At 70.2% G+C, this 13,910-nt stretch carries 15 protein-coding genes; 4 read left to right on the top strand and 11 right to left on the bottom strand.

Translation table 11 applies throughout. The features are described from left to right. Window positions 1–16: 16 nt before the first annotated feature. Window positions 17–805 carry a TSUP family transporter gene (locus tag ACFU9P_RS25290; protein ID WP_384084702.1) on the top strand — a complete coding sequence of 263 codons (789 nt, stop codon included), beginning with the start codon at window positions 17–19 and terminating at the stop codon, window positions 803–805. Window positions 806–830: 25 nt separating this feature from the next. Here ACFU9P_RS25290 and ACFU9P_RS25285 read toward each other — a convergent pair whose 3' ends face one another. The 5 genes from ACFU9P_RS25285 to ACFU9P_RS25265 all read right to left on the bottom strand — a co-directional run bounded on the left by ACFU9P_RS25285 (window position 831) and on the right by ACFU9P_RS25265 (window position 5,147). Next, the gene (locus ACFU9P_RS25285; protein WP_376375847.1) at window positions 831–1,451 is read right to left on the bottom strand and encodes a hypothetical protein; all 621 of its coding nucleotides are present in this window, start codon (window positions 1,449–1,451) and stop codon (window positions 831–833) included. Beyond that, complete coding sequence (locus ACFU9P_RS25280) at window positions 1,448–1,876, bottom strand: ATP-binding protein (protein WP_384084699.1); 429 nt, start codon at window positions 1,874–1,876, stop codon at window positions 1,448–1,450. Before ACFU9P_RS25280 ends, ACFU9P_RS25285 begins: the two co-directional genes overlap by 4 nt. Beyond that, window positions 1,869–2,216 carry a DUF6415 family natural product biosynthesis protein gene (locus ACFU9P_RS25275; RefSeq protein WP_376375852.1) on the bottom strand — a complete coding sequence of 116 codons (348 nt, stop codon included), beginning with the start codon at window positions 2,214–2,216 and terminating at the stop codon, window positions 1,869–1,871. Before ACFU9P_RS25275 ends, ACFU9P_RS25280 begins: the two co-directional genes overlap by 8 nt. 307 nt (window positions 2,217–2,523) lie before the next feature. After that, window positions 2,524–3,777: a helix-turn-helix domain-containing protein gene (locus tag ACFU9P_RS25270; RefSeq protein WP_376375855.1), complete on the bottom strand. Its 1,254-nt coding sequence runs from the start codon at window positions 3,775–3,777 to the stop codon at window positions 2,524–2,526. 197 nt (window positions 3,778–3,974) lie between these two features. Then, the gene (locus tag ACFU9P_RS25265; protein WP_384084695.1) at window positions 3,975–5,147 is read right to left on the bottom strand and encodes an acyl-CoA dehydrogenase family protein; all 1,173 of its coding nucleotides are present in this window, start codon (window positions 5,145–5,147) and stop codon (window positions 3,975–3,977) included. A gap of 208 nt (window positions 5,148–5,355) precedes the next feature. Between ACFU9P_RS25265 and ACFU9P_RS25260 the strand changes: the two genes are divergently transcribed. After that, complete coding sequence (locus ACFU9P_RS25260; protein ID WP_384084692.1) at window positions 5,356–6,702, top strand: UDP-glucose dehydrogenase family protein; 1,347 nt, start codon at window positions 5,356–5,358, stop codon at window positions 6,700–6,702. Between the two features lie 57 nt (window positions 6,703–6,759). Here the strand turns inward: ACFU9P_RS25260 and ACFU9P_RS25255 are convergent, their stop codons facing one another. After that, complete coding sequence (locus ACFU9P_RS25255) at window positions 6,760–7,278, bottom strand: CGNR zinc finger domain-containing protein (RefSeq protein WP_384084689.1); 519 nt, start codon at window positions 7,276–7,278, stop codon at window positions 6,760–6,762. Between the two features lie 142 nt (window positions 7,279–7,420). Here ACFU9P_RS25255 and ACFU9P_RS25250 point away from each other — a divergent pair, with 142 nt between their 5' ends. After that, window positions 7,421–7,792 (top strand): VOC family protein, encoded by a 372-nt coding sequence (locus tag ACFU9P_RS25250; protein WP_384084686.1) that lies wholly within the window; start codon window positions 7,421–7,423, stop codon window positions 7,790–7,792. Window positions 7,793–8,005: 213 nt separating this feature from the next. Here ACFU9P_RS25250 and ACFU9P_RS25245 read toward each other — a convergent pair whose 3' ends face one another. The 3 genes from ACFU9P_RS25245 to ACFU9P_RS25235 form a co-directional block, all read right to left on the bottom strand. Further along, window positions 8,006–9,193 carry a dipeptidase gene (locus ACFU9P_RS25245; protein ID WP_384084829.1) on the bottom strand — a complete coding sequence of 396 codons (1,188 nt, stop codon included), beginning with the start codon at window positions 9,191–9,193 and terminating at the stop codon, window positions 8,006–8,008. 68 nt (window positions 9,194–9,261) lie between these two features. Further along, the gene (gene purE / locus ACFU9P_RS25240; protein WP_376376100.1) at window positions 9,262–9,759 is read right to left on the bottom strand and encodes a 5-(carboxyamino)imidazole ribonucleotide mutase; all 498 of its coding nucleotides are present in this window, start codon (window positions 9,757–9,759) and stop codon (window positions 9,262–9,264) included. Between the two features lie 86 nt (window positions 9,760–9,845). Beyond that, window positions 9,846–10,997, bottom strand: a complete 1,152-nt coding sequence (locus ACFU9P_RS25235) for a 5-(carboxyamino)imidazole ribonucleotide synthase (protein WP_384084683.1) — start codon at window positions 10,995–10,997, stop codon at window positions 9,846–9,848. Between the two features lie 236 nt (window positions 10,998–11,233). Between ACFU9P_RS25235 and ACFU9P_RS25230 the strand changes: the two genes are divergently transcribed. After that, the gene (locus ACFU9P_RS25230; protein ID WP_384084825.1) at window positions 11,234–11,773 is read left to right on the top strand and encodes a GtrA family protein; all 540 of its coding nucleotides are present in this window, start codon (window positions 11,234–11,236) and stop codon (window positions 11,771–11,773) included. A gap of 39 nt (window positions 11,774–11,812) precedes the next feature. On the opposite strand, the gene ACFU9P_RS25225 is transcribed toward ACFU9P_RS25230, so the two are convergent. After that, window positions 11,813–13,087, bottom strand: a complete 1,275-nt coding sequence (locus ACFU9P_RS25225; RefSeq protein WP_376375870.1) for an ATP-binding protein — start codon at window positions 13,085–13,087, stop codon at window positions 11,813–11,815. 73 nt (window positions 13,088–13,160) lie between these two features. Continuing rightward, the gene (locus tag ACFU9P_RS25220; protein WP_046504321.1) at window positions 13,161–13,838 is read right to left on the bottom strand and encodes a response regulator transcription factor; all 678 of its coding nucleotides are present in this window, start codon (window positions 13,836–13,838) and stop codon (window positions 13,161–13,163) included. Between the last annotated feature and the right edge of the window lie 72 nt (window positions 13,839–13,910).

Raw genomic sequence — 13,910 nt, 5'->3', positions numbered from 1 at the left:
ACAGGAGGGGCCCGAGTTGGTCTGGTCGACAGGGCTGCTCGGGCTCACCGCGGGCCTGCTGATAGCGATGGTGACCGCCCCGGTCGGAGTGTCCGGGGCGGTCTTTCTGCTGCCGGTGCAGCTCAGCGTGCTGGGGGTGCCGAGCCCGGCGGTGACCCCGACGAACCTGCTCTTCAACGTGGTGGCCGGGCCGGGCGCCCTGCTGCGCTACCGCTCGAACGGTCATCTCCGCGGCCCGCTCACCCGCCTGCTGGTGCTCGGCACGCTCCCGGGTGTGGTGATCGGCGCGGTCATCCGCGTATACGCCGTGCCGGGCCCGGGGATCTTCCGGCTGTTCGTGGCGCTTCTGCTGCTGCCCCTGGGCCTGTGGCTGGGCATACATACCCTTCGCCCGGCCCGCCACCACCGCGAGGGCCGCGAACCGTCCGCACGCGCCACGGTCGCACTGGCCCTGGTCGTCGGCATCGTCGGCGGGATCTACGGAATCGGCGGCGGCTCCCTCCTCGGCCCGGTGCTGGTCGGCCGGGGCGTCCCGGTGACAAAGGTAGCCCCGGCCGCCCTGGCCGCCACCTTCCTGACCTCGGTCGTAGGGGCCCTCACGTACGCCCTGCTGGCACTCACCACGCCGGGAGACATCGCCCCGGACTGGTACTTGGGCCTCACCTGCGGCGTGGGCGGCCTGGCGGGCGGCTACCTGGGCGCCCGCCTCCACCCCCACCTCCCGGAAACGGCCCTACGCCTGCTCCTGGCGACCTTGGCCACGGGGGTCGGGGGCCTGTACGCGGCGGAATCACTCGGGCTGTGAACCCGGGCTGGGAGTGGTTGCGCGCCTAGGTTCGCTTCAGGTAGGCGGCGTGTTCCGCTGCCAGATCCACGATGGTGAACTCCTGGAACTCCATGATCAGTTGCCCCGCGAGCACCCAGGGGAGCCGCCGGCTCTCGAACGCGACCCCGCCCGCGTCGCACATCACCGGGAACACCCCGCCCGGCTGATACACGACACCATGCACCCCCGCCACCACAAACGTCCGCACCCGCAAGGCGACATAGCGCTTACGTAAGTGCGGACACGCTCCCACCGACGTAACGGCGCACGGTACACACAGCGGCGGATGCGTGGTGACGTAGCCGGGCTTGCTCAACTCCGGATAGTCGGCGTCCTCGCCGACCACCCACAACGTGCCGTTGTCGGTACGGTCGGACGGCCCGCCACAGATCTGACACAGCAGCTTCCGCATGGCCCGCCGCTGCCGCAGGAAGTGCACATTCCCGAACTCCGGCCGCCCTTTCCCCGGGCTCAGCCCCACCCGTTTCCAGAGCACGCCGAAGTCGTCACGCTCGTACGGTCCCTCATCGACGTACGCGATGCCGCCGCCCCGGACGACCAGCGTGCCCTGGGGCCGGTGCTCCGAGGACCAACAGGCGATATACGGAACGACGGGCGCGGTCATAAGCAGCCCCTCTCACTGGGCCGCACGACCGGCACCGAAAGTGACGCCCAAACCACCTTCCCCGGCCCGGCGCGGTCGGCCACACCCCACGCGTCCGCCAGCGCCTCCACCAACAGCAACCCCCGCCCGTCCGACGCCTCCAGGTTGGCAGGCCGAGGCCGAGGCCGCTCCGGCGAACCATCGTGCACCTCGATCCGTAAGCCGCCCGAGCTGCGGAAGTAGTGCGTCTCGATGACCTGCTCCGGCGAGACCCTGGCATGCAACCCGGCATTACTGAGCAGCTCGGACAGAATCAGAACGGCGGAATCCTCCAGGCCGGACAGCCCCCAATCCGCCAACGCCTTCCGCAACTCCATCCGCGCCAAAGCCACACACCGCGGATGACTACTCCACCGCAGCACAACACTCCCGCCGGACTCAGGCATCGTGGTCCTCCCCGCCATGGCCCAGGCGCGCGCACAGCGAGAGGACGGACCGCGCCAGGCAGTGCGCGTACCGCACGAGCCCGAGCGACCCGGGCCCGGCGTCCAGCCGCTGTCGGGCCTCCTCGACACCTACCGGGGCAAGACGTCCGAACTGCCGCTCCGCCTCCGGAATCAGCAGCGCCAAGTGGGCGCGCAGCCGGAGCGTGTACATCTCCAGATCCTCGTCCGACAGTCGGACATCCGAGTCGATCACGCTCCGGGCCGTGTCTCCCATCGTGACGAAGTCGAGCGGCAGGCAATCGATGTCGGGAGCTGCTGTTCTGGCTGTAGGTTCAGGCATGTCGACGCTCTTTCTGGTTCTGGCGTTGGCCATGCCCCGGGACCGTGTCCGCGGTCGCCGGGGTTTCGTGGGGAGATAGGCAGATAGGTGACGGCGCCCTGGACCCGCCAGGACGGAATTTGCTCGGCTAGGTCATCCGGCCGGCACAGCCTTCGAGGGCGCCTTGCTGGACGACAGCAGCCAACGGGTGATGGCTGTCCCGGTGTTCCGGCATGCACAACTACCCCTTCGTCAGCGGCTCTTCAGCTCTGACGACGACGGTAGGAGCGGACGGCACGGAGCAGGCGCACAGATTGTGCGCCCTTGCTCAGGCGGACAGCAGACCCAGCTTGACCGCGAGTTCAGAGGCGCGCCGACGCCGTGCGGGCAGCTTTGATTCGGTCTGCTCAAGGACGATGGCCTTGGCGTACCCGTTGTACTTGATCGTTTCGGGGGCGGCTTCGTGCGCGCGCGCCAGCATGTCCAGCGACACGTCCGGCTGCCCGTCCAGGTGGTAGCCACGCGCCTCTTCGATCCGATGGCGGGCGCGGCGCGGCCGGGACCGGATCGTGGCGGCGTCGGACTGTGTGGCCTGACGGACCGACTCGCCGCCGGAGTGCAGTTCCACGGCCACGGTGACAGCGTGAGCGCCCATGATGGCCTGAGAGAAGCTCGTGACGGGATGGAAGTACTCGCGAGGGAGCCGGTCGGCCATGACACGGGCCTGGTCCCAGTAGCGCCACGCCGTGCCCGTCTCACGGCGCCGTGCAGCCGTGTACCCGGCCTCGAAGGTCAAGGCACCGGTGATGGCCAGGACATCGTCCGAAGCGTCCGGCAGCAAGGGTGTGAGGAACTCCAGTGCCTCCTTGGTGACGGAGTCCGCGGCGTCGTAGTGGCCCGGTCCTGAGTCCCGGTGCGCCTGGGCGGTGAGCCACGCGGCAACACCGATCGCATGGGGGTCCTCGGACTCCTGGGCCGCGACCATGCCGCGCTCGGCAACGCGCCACAGCAGCGGCGCGTCCGGCTGGTAGGCCACGAAGAACTGGCTCAGGCTGTACACCTCGGACAACGCGCCTTGCGCGGTTCGGCGTTCGGCCGCGCTGTCGGCCTGCCGTACAGCCAGTTGGGCGTCCCGGATGAGATCCGGCAGGAGGGCTCCGACGGCTTCGCGATGGTTCGGCGCCGAATGCCGTGACTCCCAGGCGCGTGCGAGCCGGACCTGAATATGGCTGATCGGCGGCGCCTGGCGCCGTGTTGTGAGAGGAAAAGCATCAACGGCCGCTTTGACGGCGGCGAGCCGTGGGTGGCCGGGGCCGGTGAACAGAGCGATGGGCACGGAGAGGTCCCCTGTGAGTTCGGAGAGGTCCCGGACCCGCAGGATCTCCGCCAGGCGCAGGAAGGTCGCCAGCTTCGGTGTCTGGAGCCGGCCTTCTTCCATCGCGCGCACCCAGGAGGCGGACTTGTCGCCGACGAGCCCGCCGAGTTGGGCGCGGGTCATGCCTCGACGGGTGCGGAGGATCTTCAGCCGTTGCCCGAAAGCAATCGGGTTGTTGTACGGGTCCGGGGTAGCGTCAGATGGCACGGCCTTGCCCCTCTCTGAACAGCTCGTCACTGTCAGGGTATGGGGCAGGGCGTTTCTCTTGTGCCCGCACGGACTGAATCGCTGCGTACGATCCGACCTTGGAGGACGCTGGACCGTGGCCCCCGCGATCGATCGCAAGGGGCCTTCCCGCGAGGATATATAGGCTCCGACCTGGCAGTTGTCCCGCCCGGTCGGCCTTACGGCAGGTTCCGCGCCATCACTATGCGCTGGATCTGGTTCGTGCCCTCGTAGATCTGGGTGATCTTGGCGTCGCGCATCATGCGTTCGAGCGGGTAGTCGCGGGTGTAGCCGTAGCCGCCGAGGAGTTGGACCGCGTCCGTCGTGATTTCCATGGCCGCGTCGGAGGCGAAGCATTTGGCTGCGGCGCCGAAGAAGGTGAGGTCTTCCTTGGTGGCGCCTGCGCTGGTGCGTTCGGAGCGGGCTGCGGCGGCGTACGTGAGTTGGCGGGCCGCTTCCAGTTTCATCGCCATGTCGGCGAGCATGAACTGGACGCCCTGGAAGTCGCCGATCGGCTTGCCGAACTGCTTGCGCTCCTGGACGTACCCCTTGGCGTAGTCGAGCGCGCCCTGTGCGATGCCGAGGGCCTGGGCGGCGATGGTGATGCGGGTGTGGTCGAGGGTCTTCATGGCCGTGGCGAAGCCGGTGCCCTCGGCGCCGATCAGGCGGTCGGCGGGGATACGGACGTTGTCGAGGTAGACCTCGCGGGTCGGGGAGCCCTTGATGCCGAGCTTCTTCTCCGGGGCGCCGAAGGAGACACCCTCGTCGCCCTTCTCGACCACGAACGCGCTGATGCCCTTGGAGCGCTTCTCCGGGTCGGTGACGGCCATCACCGTGTAGTACTCGGAGACGCCGGCGTTGGTGATCCAGCGCTTCACCCCGTTGAGGACGTAGTGGTCGCCGTCCCGTACCGCCCGGGTCTTCATCCCGGCGGCGTCGGAGCCCGCGTCCGGCTCGGAGAGGCAGTACGAGAACATCGCGTCGCCCTTGGCCAGCGGCCCCAGATACCTCTTCTTGAGGTCCTCGCCGCCGGAGAGGATCACGGGCAGCGAGCCGAGCTTGTTCACGGCCGGGATCAGGGAGGACGAGGCGCAGACCCGCGCGACCTCCTCGATCACGATCACGGTGGCGAGGGCGTCGGCGCCGGCCCCGCCGTACTCCTCCGGGACATGGATGGCGTGCAGGTCGGAGCCGACCAGCGCGTCGAGCGCCTCCTGCGGGAAGCGGGCCTCCTCGTCGACCGCGGCGGCGTGGGGCGCGATCTTCGCCTCGGCGAGCGCGCGCACGGCCTCACGGAGCATGTCGTGCTCTTCGGACGTGCGATAAAGGTCGAAATCAGCCGGTCCGGCCACGGTCTTCCACTCCCCACGATGCTAACTACCGTTAAGTAACCCAATCTTAGGGGCGCGGCCTCCGCGGGTACAGGTGAGTTTGCCGACACCGTTCGACCATGGTTGCCGACACCACTCGAACATGGGGTACGAGTGCCCTGCTGAGCTGTCACTACGCGCGGCTATGCTCGGGCCCGCACTCCCCGCCCACGTCCCCCTGGAGCACCCCATGGCCCTCAAGATCACAGTGATCGGCACCGGTTATCTCGGCGCCACCCACGCCGCGGCCATGGCGGAGCTGGGCTTCGAGGTCCTCGGTCTCGATGTGGTGCCGGAGAAGATCGAGATGCTCTCGGCGGGCCGGGTGCCGATGTACGAGCCGGGTCTGGAGGAGCTGCTGCGCAAGCACGTCGCGGGGATCGAGGGGTCGAGCGGGCGGCTGCGGTTCACGCAGGACTGGGCGGAGGTCGCGGAGTTCGGCGATGTGCACTTCATCTGTGTGAACACCCCCCAGAAGCACGGCGAGTACGCCTGCGACATGTCGTACGTCGACTCCGCGGTCGACAGCCTCGCCAAGCATCTCGGCAGGCCCGCGCTGGTCGTCGGCAAGTCCACGGTGCCCGTGGGCAGCGCCGAGCGGCTGGCGGCCCGTATCGCCGAACTGGCGCCCGCGGGCGGCCAGGTGGAGCTGGCGTGGAACCCGGAGTTCCTGCGCGAGGGCTTCGCCGTGGCGGACACCCTGCACCCGGACCGCATCGTGGTGGGCGTACGCAGCGAGCGCGCCGAGCGGATACTGCGCGAGGTGTACGAGACGCCGGTCGGGGAAGGGTCGCCGTTCGTGGTGACGGACTTCCCGACCGCCGAGCTGGTGAAGACCTCCGCGAACTCGTTCCTGGCCACGAAGATCTCGTTCATCAACGCGATGGCGGAGGTCTGCGAGGCGGCGGGCGGCGATGTGGCGAAGCTGGCGGAGGCGCTCGGGTACGACGAGCGCATCGGCAGCAAGTTCCTGCGCGCGGGGATCGGCTTCGGGGGCGGCTGTCTGCCGAAGGACATCCGGGCGTTCATGGCACGGGCGGGCGAGCTGGGCGCGGACCAGGCGCTGACGTTCCTGCGCGAGGTCGACTCGATCAATATGCGCCGCCGCCGCGACATGGTGGAGCTGGCGCGCGAGGCGGTGGGCGGCGACTCGTCGTTCCTCGGCAAGCGGGTCGCGGTGCTGGGCGCGACCTTCAAGCCGGACTCGGACGATGTACGGGACTCTCCCGCGCTCAATGTCGCCGGGCAGATCCATCTCCAGGGCGGCCAGGTGACGGTGTACGACCCCAAGGGCATGGAGAACGCGAAGCGGCTCTTCCCGACGCTGGGGTACGCGGGCTCGGCGGTGGAGGCGGTGCGCGGCGCGGACGTGGTGCTGCATCTGACCGAGTGGCGCGAGTTCCGCGAGCTGGACCCGGCGGCGCTGGGCGAGGTGGCGGCGCGCCGCCTGGTGCTGGACGGGCGCAACGCCCTGGACCCGGCCCGCTGGCGCGCGGCGGGCTGGACGTACCGGGCGATGGGCCGCCCCCGGGCGTGATTTTTCAGGGCTCGGTTCGCCTCCGTACCCCAAGCGGCCGGGGCGGCCCGGGCGCCCTCAGACGGCCGGGCCCCTTCTCGCGCGGTACGCGCGCATCTTCGCGCGGGCGCCGCACACCGACATCGAGCACCAGCGGCCACGCCCCGCCGGGCTGCGGTCGTAGTACGCCCACTGGCAGTCCTCGGCCTCGCACGCCTTGAGGCGGAGCCACGTACCCTCCGCGACCGCCGCCGCGATCGCCGCCGCGACCCGGGACACCAGCGCGTCGCGGGCCGCGGCCGGGCGGAGTGCGGCGCCGCCGTCGGGGTCGACGGCGACCCGGAGCGGGGCGTCGGCCAGGAGCCGGTCCAGGTCGGCGGTCGAGCGGTCCGCCGGGCGGTGGCCTGCGTGGGCGAGACAGACCGTACGCAGGGCCTCACGGAGTTCACGGGCCCCGGCGGCATCCCGCTCGGTCAGGCCGAAGGCGGCGCGGCCGTCCGGGGTGTCGAGGGAGTCGACGCCCGTTTCGATGTCCAGCGTGTTCACCAGGGCCTCGATCAGGGCGAGGCCTCCGGGTGCGGACAGCCTGTCATTCATGGTTGCGACGTTACCTCCTGTACGGGAGCATGCAGTAACCACGACCGTTACCGGTTGAGCCGTTCCAGCGGTAACGGCCTCCAGCGGTGACGCCCCCTGGCGGTCCCGTACAGGGGCGGTCACACACGAGAAGGAGAACGTCATGGCCATCGCCACGCTCGGTACCGTCGTCCTGGACTGCCCCGACCCCGTCGCGCTCGCCCGTTTCTACGCCCAGGTGCTGGGCGGCGAGATCAAGGAGATCGAGGACGACGGCGAGGAATGGGTGGAGCTGACCGGAACAGCCGGGACGACGCTCGCGTTCCAGCTCGCGCCCGGCTTCGTACCCCCGGCCTGGCCCGCGCCGGACAGCTCGCAGCAGTTCCATCTGGATCTGGACGTCACGGATCTGGACACGGCGGAGAAGGAGGTGCTGGCCCTCGGCGCGACCGTACTGGACGCGGCGAACCGTACCCGCTCCTTCCGCGTCTACGCGGACCCGGCGGGACACCCGTTCTGTCTCTGCACCGACTGAGGCCGGATCACGGACCGGCGGACGGAGTCCGGCGCAGCCGCTCGAAGCCCGAGAGGCCCCCAGGGCCGAACGGTGCAAGAACGGCAAAAAAAGGGGCCGCGGACCCGGCGGGGCACCCGTTCTGCCTCTGCACCGACTGACGACGCATGACGACGCATGGCTGCTCAAGCCGGTGCGGGGGGCGCCCAACAGCCGCGCCCCGCACCCCGCCGCTCAGGCCGCCGCCTCACCGTCCAGTTCCTCCAGCGTCGCCCTCGACGGACCCCGCTCCGACTGTGCCGCGCGCGCCACGTCCTCCGCGCCGCGCAGCGCCCGCACCGCGTTCTGCCAGGTCAGCTTGGCCAGATCCGCCGTGGACCACTTACGTGACAGAAGCTCCGCGATCAGGTTCGGGTAGCCCGAGACATCGTCCAGGCCGCTCGGGGTGAAGGGCGTACCGTCGAAGTCGCCGCCGATACCGAGGTGGTCGATCCCCGCGCACGCGCGCATATGGTCCAGGTGGTCCGCGACCGTGGCCGCCGTGGCGACCGGGCGCGGGTTGGCCGCCTCGAAGGCCTCGTGGATCTTCATCGCCGCGGGCGTGGTGTCCAGGGGGTGCAGCCCGTGCGACTCCATGTTCTCGTCCGCCGCACGCGTCCAGTCGACCGCCGCGGGCAGGATGAACTTCGGTACGAAGGTGACCATCGCGACCCCGCCGTTCGCGGGCAGCAGCTCCAGCACATCGTCCGGGACATTGCGCGGGTGGTCGCAGACCGCGCGCGCCGACGAGTGCGAGAAGATCACCGGCGCCTCGGTCACCGCGAGCGCGTCCCGCATCGTCGTCGCGGCGACATGCGAGAGGTCGACCAGCATGCCGGTCCGGTTCATCTCGCGGACCACCTCACGCCCGAAGGCGGAGAGCCCGCCCACACCCGGCGCGTCGGTCGCCGAATCCGCCCACGCCACATTGTCGTTGTGGGTGAGGGTCATATAGCGGACGCCCAGCGTGTGGAGGGCGCGCAGCGTGGCGAGGGAGTTGTTGATCGAGTGGCCGCCCTCGGCGCCCATCAGCGAGGCGATCCTGCCGCCGCGCCGCGCGGCCTCCATGTCGTCCGCCGTCAGCGCGCGGACCAGATCGCGCGGGTAGCGGGCGATCAACTGCCCGACGACATCGATCTGTTCGAGCGTCGCGCTGACCGCGTCGTCGCCGGCCTGGTCGGACCGTACGTACACGGACCAGAACTGGCCGCCCACACCGCCGCGCCGCAGCCGGGGGATGTCCGTGTGCAGCCGGGCGGACTGGTCGCGGGCGAGGTCGCGGGCGTCCAGGTCGTAGCGGACCTGCTCGCGCAGCGCCCACGGCAGATCGTTGTGGCCGTCGACCACGGGGAACTCGGAGAGCAGCGCGATCGCCTCGCCCAGGAACTCCGAGGAGACCGCGGGGGAAGAGGCAGCGGGGGACTGCGTGGCGTCCTGCGCGTTCACGTCCGTCACCTTCCGAATCCGAAGTGGTCCGCGCCCTCGGCCTTGGCGCGCAGCCGCTTGCCCTTCTCCGTCGCCTGGTCGTTCAGCTCCTGCTGGAACTCCCGCATCCGGGACCGCAGTTCGGGGTCGTGGGCCGCGAGGATACGGGCGGCCAGCAGCCCCGCGTTCCGGGCACCGCCCACCGAGACCGCCGCGACCGGCACCCCGGCCGGCATCTGCACGATGGACAGCAGCGAGTCCATCCCGTCCAGGTACTTGAGCGGTACGGGAACGCCGATCACCGGCAGCGTGGTCACCGAGGCCAGCATGCCCGGCAGATGTGCCGCGCCGCCCGCACCCGCGATGATCGCCTTCAGCCCGCGCCCGGCGGCCTCCTCGCCGTACGCGATCATCTCGCGCGGCATCCGGTGCGCGGAGACCACGTCGACCTCGTACGGGATCTCGAACTCGTGCAGGGCCTTCGCGGCGGCCTCCATGACGGGCCAGTCGGAGTCCGAGCCCATGACGACGCCGACGAGCGGCCCGGCCGGCGGTTCCCCGGCCGGTCCCGTGGTCGGAGGTCCGGTCGGAGGTCCGGCGAGAGAAGAACTCATTCTGTGATCGTTCCTCGGAGGTAGCCGGCGGCGTGGCGGGCGCGCTCCAGCACGTCGTCCAAGTCGTCGCCGTAGGTGTTGACATGACCCACCTTGCGGCCGGGCTTCACGTCCTTGCCATACATATGGATCTTCAACTGCGGGTCGCGGGCCATGCAGTGCAGATACGCGGCATACATATCGGGATAGTCGCCGCCGAGGACGTTGCACATGACCGTCCAGGGCGCGCGCGGACGCGGATCGCCGAGCGGCAGGTCCAGCACGGCCCGTACATGGTTGGCGAACTGCGAGGTGATCGAGCCGTCCTGGGTCCAGTGGCCCGAGTTGTGCGGGCGCATCGCCAGTTCGTTGACGAGGATGCCGGGGGTCCCGTCCTCGCCGCGGACCTCGAACAGCTCCACCGCGAGATGGCCGACGACCCCCAGTTCGGCGGCGATGCGCAGCGCGAGCCGCTGGGCCTCGCCCGCCAGTTCGTCCGGCAGCCCGGGCGCGGGCGCGATGACCGTGTCGCACACGCCGTCGACCTGCCGCGACTCGACGACCGGATAGGCCACGGCCTGTCCGTGCGGGGAGCGGACGATGTTCGCGGCCAGCTCGCGTACGAAGTCGACCTTCTCCTCGGCGAGCACCGGCACCCCGGCCCGGAACGGCTGCTCGGCGTCGCTCTCCGACCGTACGAGCCAGACGCCCTTGCCGTCGTAGCCGCCGCGCACCGTCTTGACGACCACCGGGAAGCCGCCCACCTCGGCCGCGAAGGCCGTGACATCCGCCGGGTCGGCGACGATGCGGTGGCGCGGGCAGGGCGCGCCCAGCTCGGTGAGACGGGCGCGCATCACGCCCTTGTCCTGGGCGTGCACCAGCGCCTCGGAACCCGGTCGTACGGGGATGCCATCCGCCTCCAGCGCCCGCAGATGCTCGATCGGGACATGTTCGTGATCGAAGGTGATCACGTCACAACCGCGCGCGAAGTCACGCAGCGTGTCCAGATCGCGATAGTCGCCGATGACGACCTCGCTCACCACCTGGGCCGCGGAGTCCTGGGGGGTGTCACTGAGGAGCTTGAATCTGAGGCCGAGGGGGATGCCCGCCTCGTGGGTCATACGGGCGAGCTGACCGCCGCCGACCATGCCGACTACCGGGAACGTCACGCACCCAGGGTATCCGCAGCCGACGGACCCGGACCGCGAGCGCGTCCACGGCCCCCGCCGCACCGGACCGCACCGGACCGCACTGGGCCTCACCAGGCCACGAGCGCCCGTTCGTCACCCGCTGCAAGCTGTCACGTACCGTCGCTTTACGTTACGTACGGTCGCTCAGGCGGCTCTCAGAAGCGCTGGTTAGCATGGTCGGAACTGACGTCTACCGGACGGGGCTGAGCAGGCATATGAGCGAACGGGGCGCACTCCGCGTGCGACTGGACCGGCTCGTACGCGAGGTGGCCAAGTTCGGGGCGGTGGGCGGCGCGGGCCTGCTGGTCAATCTGCTGGTCTTCAATCTCGTACGGCACACGACCGAACTGCCCGTGGTACGGGCCAGTGTCCTGGCGACGATCGTGGCGATCGCCTTCAACTACGTGGGCTTCCGCTACTTCACGTACCGGGACCGCGACAAGAACCGCCGTACGAAGGAGCTTTCGCTCTTCCTGCTGTTCAGCGCGGCGGGTCTGGTGATCGAGAACGGCGTGCTCTACACCGCGACATACGGATTCGGCTGGGACAGCCCGCTCCTGAGCAATGTGTTCAAGTTCCTGGGCATCGGTGTCGCCACGCTCTTCCGTTTCTGGTCGTACCGCACGTGGGTGTTCAGGACCCTGCCCGGTACGGAGCCGGCGGCGGCCACCGCTCCACCGCGGAGCGCGTCCGTGACGAACGCCAGGAACGCACGGGACCGGGCGCTGGCGCGTCAGCGGACCGGGCGGTCCTGACTCACCGGACGGCCCTGGCTCAGCGGACCTCAGCAGCCTTCAGCGGACCGGGCGGTCCTGATCCTTCTGCGCCTTGCGCGCTCCGGCCTCCCGGCTCAGGAACAGCGCGAAGACCGGCGGCTGCTGCTGGAGCAGCTCCAGCCGCCCGCCGTCCGCCTCCGCCAGATCGCGTGCCACGGCCAGCCCGATCCCGGTCGAGTTGCGCCCGCTGATGGTCCGCTCGAAAATACGCGCCCCGAGGTCGGCCGGTACGCCGGGGCCCTCGTCGGTCACCTCGATCACGGCCTGGTTGCCGGTGACCCGGGTGCGCAGGGCGACCGTACCGCCGCCGTGCATCAGTGAGTTCTCGATCAGCGCGGCCAGCACCTGTGCCACCGCGCCCGGGGTGCCGACGGCCCGCATGCCCTGCCGGCCAGAGCAGACGATGGCGCGCCCGGCGCTGCGGTAGGCCGGGCGCCACTCCTCGATCTGCTGCTTGACGACCTCGTCGAGATCGAAGGCGACGGCCGAGCCGGTCCGCGGGTCGCGGGCATTGGTGAGCAGCCGCTCCACCACATCCGTCAGCCGCTCCACCTGGGCCAGCGCGATCATCGCCTCCTCCTTCACGGTGTCCAGGTCATCGGTGGCGGAGATCTCCTCCAGCCGCATGGACAGCGCGGTCAGGGGCGTACGGAGCTGATGCGAGGCGTCCGCGGCGAGCCGCCGCTCGGCGGTGAGCATCCGCGCGATGCGCTCGGCGCTGGAGTCGAGGACATCGGCGACCCGGTCCAGCTCGGGCACCGCGTACCGCCGGTGTCTGGGGCGCGGGTCGCCCGAGCCGAGGCGCTCCGCGGTCTCCGCGAGATCGGTGAGCGGGGAGGCCAGCTTGTTGGCCTGCCGTACGGCGAGCAGGATGGCGGCGACCACGGCCAGCAGGGCCACCGCGCCGATGATCAGCAGGGTTCTGCCGACCTCGCGGGTGATGGTGGAACGCGCCTCCTCGACGACGACGGTCTCGCCCTCCTCGCCCTCGGCCCTGCCGCGGATGACACTGCCGACGGGGCGCTTCCCGATCTCGACCGGGGCCCGCCCGGGGATCTCGATCCTGGCGTACCGGGTCGCGTCGATCTGCTCGGAGAGGATCTTGGCGGAGATGCTGTCGCCGCCGAGGAGCCGGCTGTCGACGATGCTCACCAGCCGCCCGGCCTCGTAGTTCACGCTCTCCTGGGCGCTGCTGCTGATCGTCCGGGTCTCGACGATGACGAGCGACACCCCGAAAACGGCGATGACCACCAGCACGACGGCGAGCGTGGAGCTGATCAGACGACGGCGCATGGTGCCCTCCGGGCGGGGTGGTGCGGTGACGGCCCGTGGGCGTGGGCGTCAGCTCTTCTCGGATCTCCGAGAATCAGCTCTTCTCGAAACGGAAGCCGACGCCCCGCACGGTGGCGATGTAGCGCGGATTCGCCGCATCGTCGCCGAGCTTCTTGCGCAGCCAGGAGATATGCATGTCCAGGGTCTTGGTCGAGGACCACCACGTGGTGTCCCAGACCTCGCGCATGAGCTGATCACGGGTGACGACCCGGCCGGCGTCCCGGACGAGGACCCGCAGCAGGTCGAACTCCTTGGCGGTGAGCTGGAGTTCCTCGTCGCCCATCCAGGCGCGGTGCGACTCGACATCGATCCGTACGCCATGGGTGGCGGGAGCGGGGACGGGGTCGGCGGCGCCGCGCCGGAGCAGCGCCCGTACCCGCGCGAGCAGTTCGGCGAGCCGGAACGGCTTGGTCACGTAGTCGTCGGCCCCGGCGTCCAGGCCGACCACCGTGTCGACCTCGTCGGCGCGGGCGGTCAGCACCAGGATCGGTACGGCGTGGCCCTCGGCGCGCAGCCTGCGGGCGACTTCGAGGCCGTCCATACCGGGCAGGCCCAGGTCGAGGACGACCAGATCGACACCGCCCTGGAGGCCGGCGTCCAGCGCGGTCGGGCCGTCTTCGCGGACCTCGACCTCGTAACCCTCCCGACGCAGGGCACGGGCCAGCGGCTCCGAGATGGAAGCGTCGTCCTCGGCGAGCAGTACACGGGTCATGGGGTGATGGTAGTCCGCGGAGGGCCGCCCCCGGGCCGCGCGTACCGAGCCGGCCAGGAACGATCCCGGTAC

The sequence above is a fragment of the Streptomyces sp. NPDC057617 genome (assembly GCF_042800555.1).
Taxonomy (GTDB): Bacteria; Actinomycetota; Actinomycetes; order Streptomycetales; family Streptomycetaceae; genus Streptomyces.
The sequence above is the reverse complement of the archived record's forward strand: the minus strand, read 5'-3'. Positions and strand labels throughout refer to the sequence as shown.

Coding starts and splice junctions, on each gene's coding strand:
- ACFU9P_RS25285 (WP_376375847.1), bottom strand. CDS start 1,451: ATGACCGCGCCCGTCGTTCCGTATATCGCCTGTTGGTCCTCGGAGCAC.
- ACFU9P_RS25280 (WP_384084699.1), bottom strand. CDS start 1,876: ATGCCTGAGTCCGGCGGGAGTGTTGTGCTGCGGTGGAGTAGTCATCCG.
- ACFU9P_RS25275 (WP_376375852.1), bottom strand. CDS start 2,216: ATGCCTGAACCTACAGCCAGAACAGCAGCTCCCGACATCGATTGCCTG.
- ACFU9P_RS25260 (WP_384084692.1), top strand. CDS start 5,356: ATGGCCCTCAAGATCACAGTGATCGGCACCGGTTATCTCGGCGCCACC.
- ACFU9P_RS25255 (WP_384084689.1), bottom strand. CDS start 7,278: ATGAATGACAGGCTGTCCGCACCCGGAGGCCTCGCCCTGATCGAGGCC.
- ACFU9P_RS25250 (WP_384084686.1), top strand. CDS start 7,421: ATGGCCATCGCCACGCTCGGTACCGTCGTCCTGGACTGCCCCGACCCC.
- purE (WP_376376100.1), bottom strand. CDS start 9,759: ATGGGCTCGGACTCCGACTGGCCCGTCATGGAGGCCGCCGCGAAGGCC.
- ACFU9P_RS25230 (WP_384084825.1), top strand. CDS start 11,234: ATGAGCGAACGGGGCGCACTCCGCGTGCGACTGGACCGGCTCGTACGC.
- ACFU9P_RS25225 (WP_376375870.1), bottom strand. CDS start 13,087: ATGCGCCGTCGTCTGATCAGCTCCACGCTCGCCGTCGTGCTGGTGGTC.
- ACFU9P_RS25220 (WP_046504321.1), bottom strand. CDS start 13,838: ATGACCCGTGTACTGCTCGCCGAGGACGACGCTTCCATCTCGGAGCCG.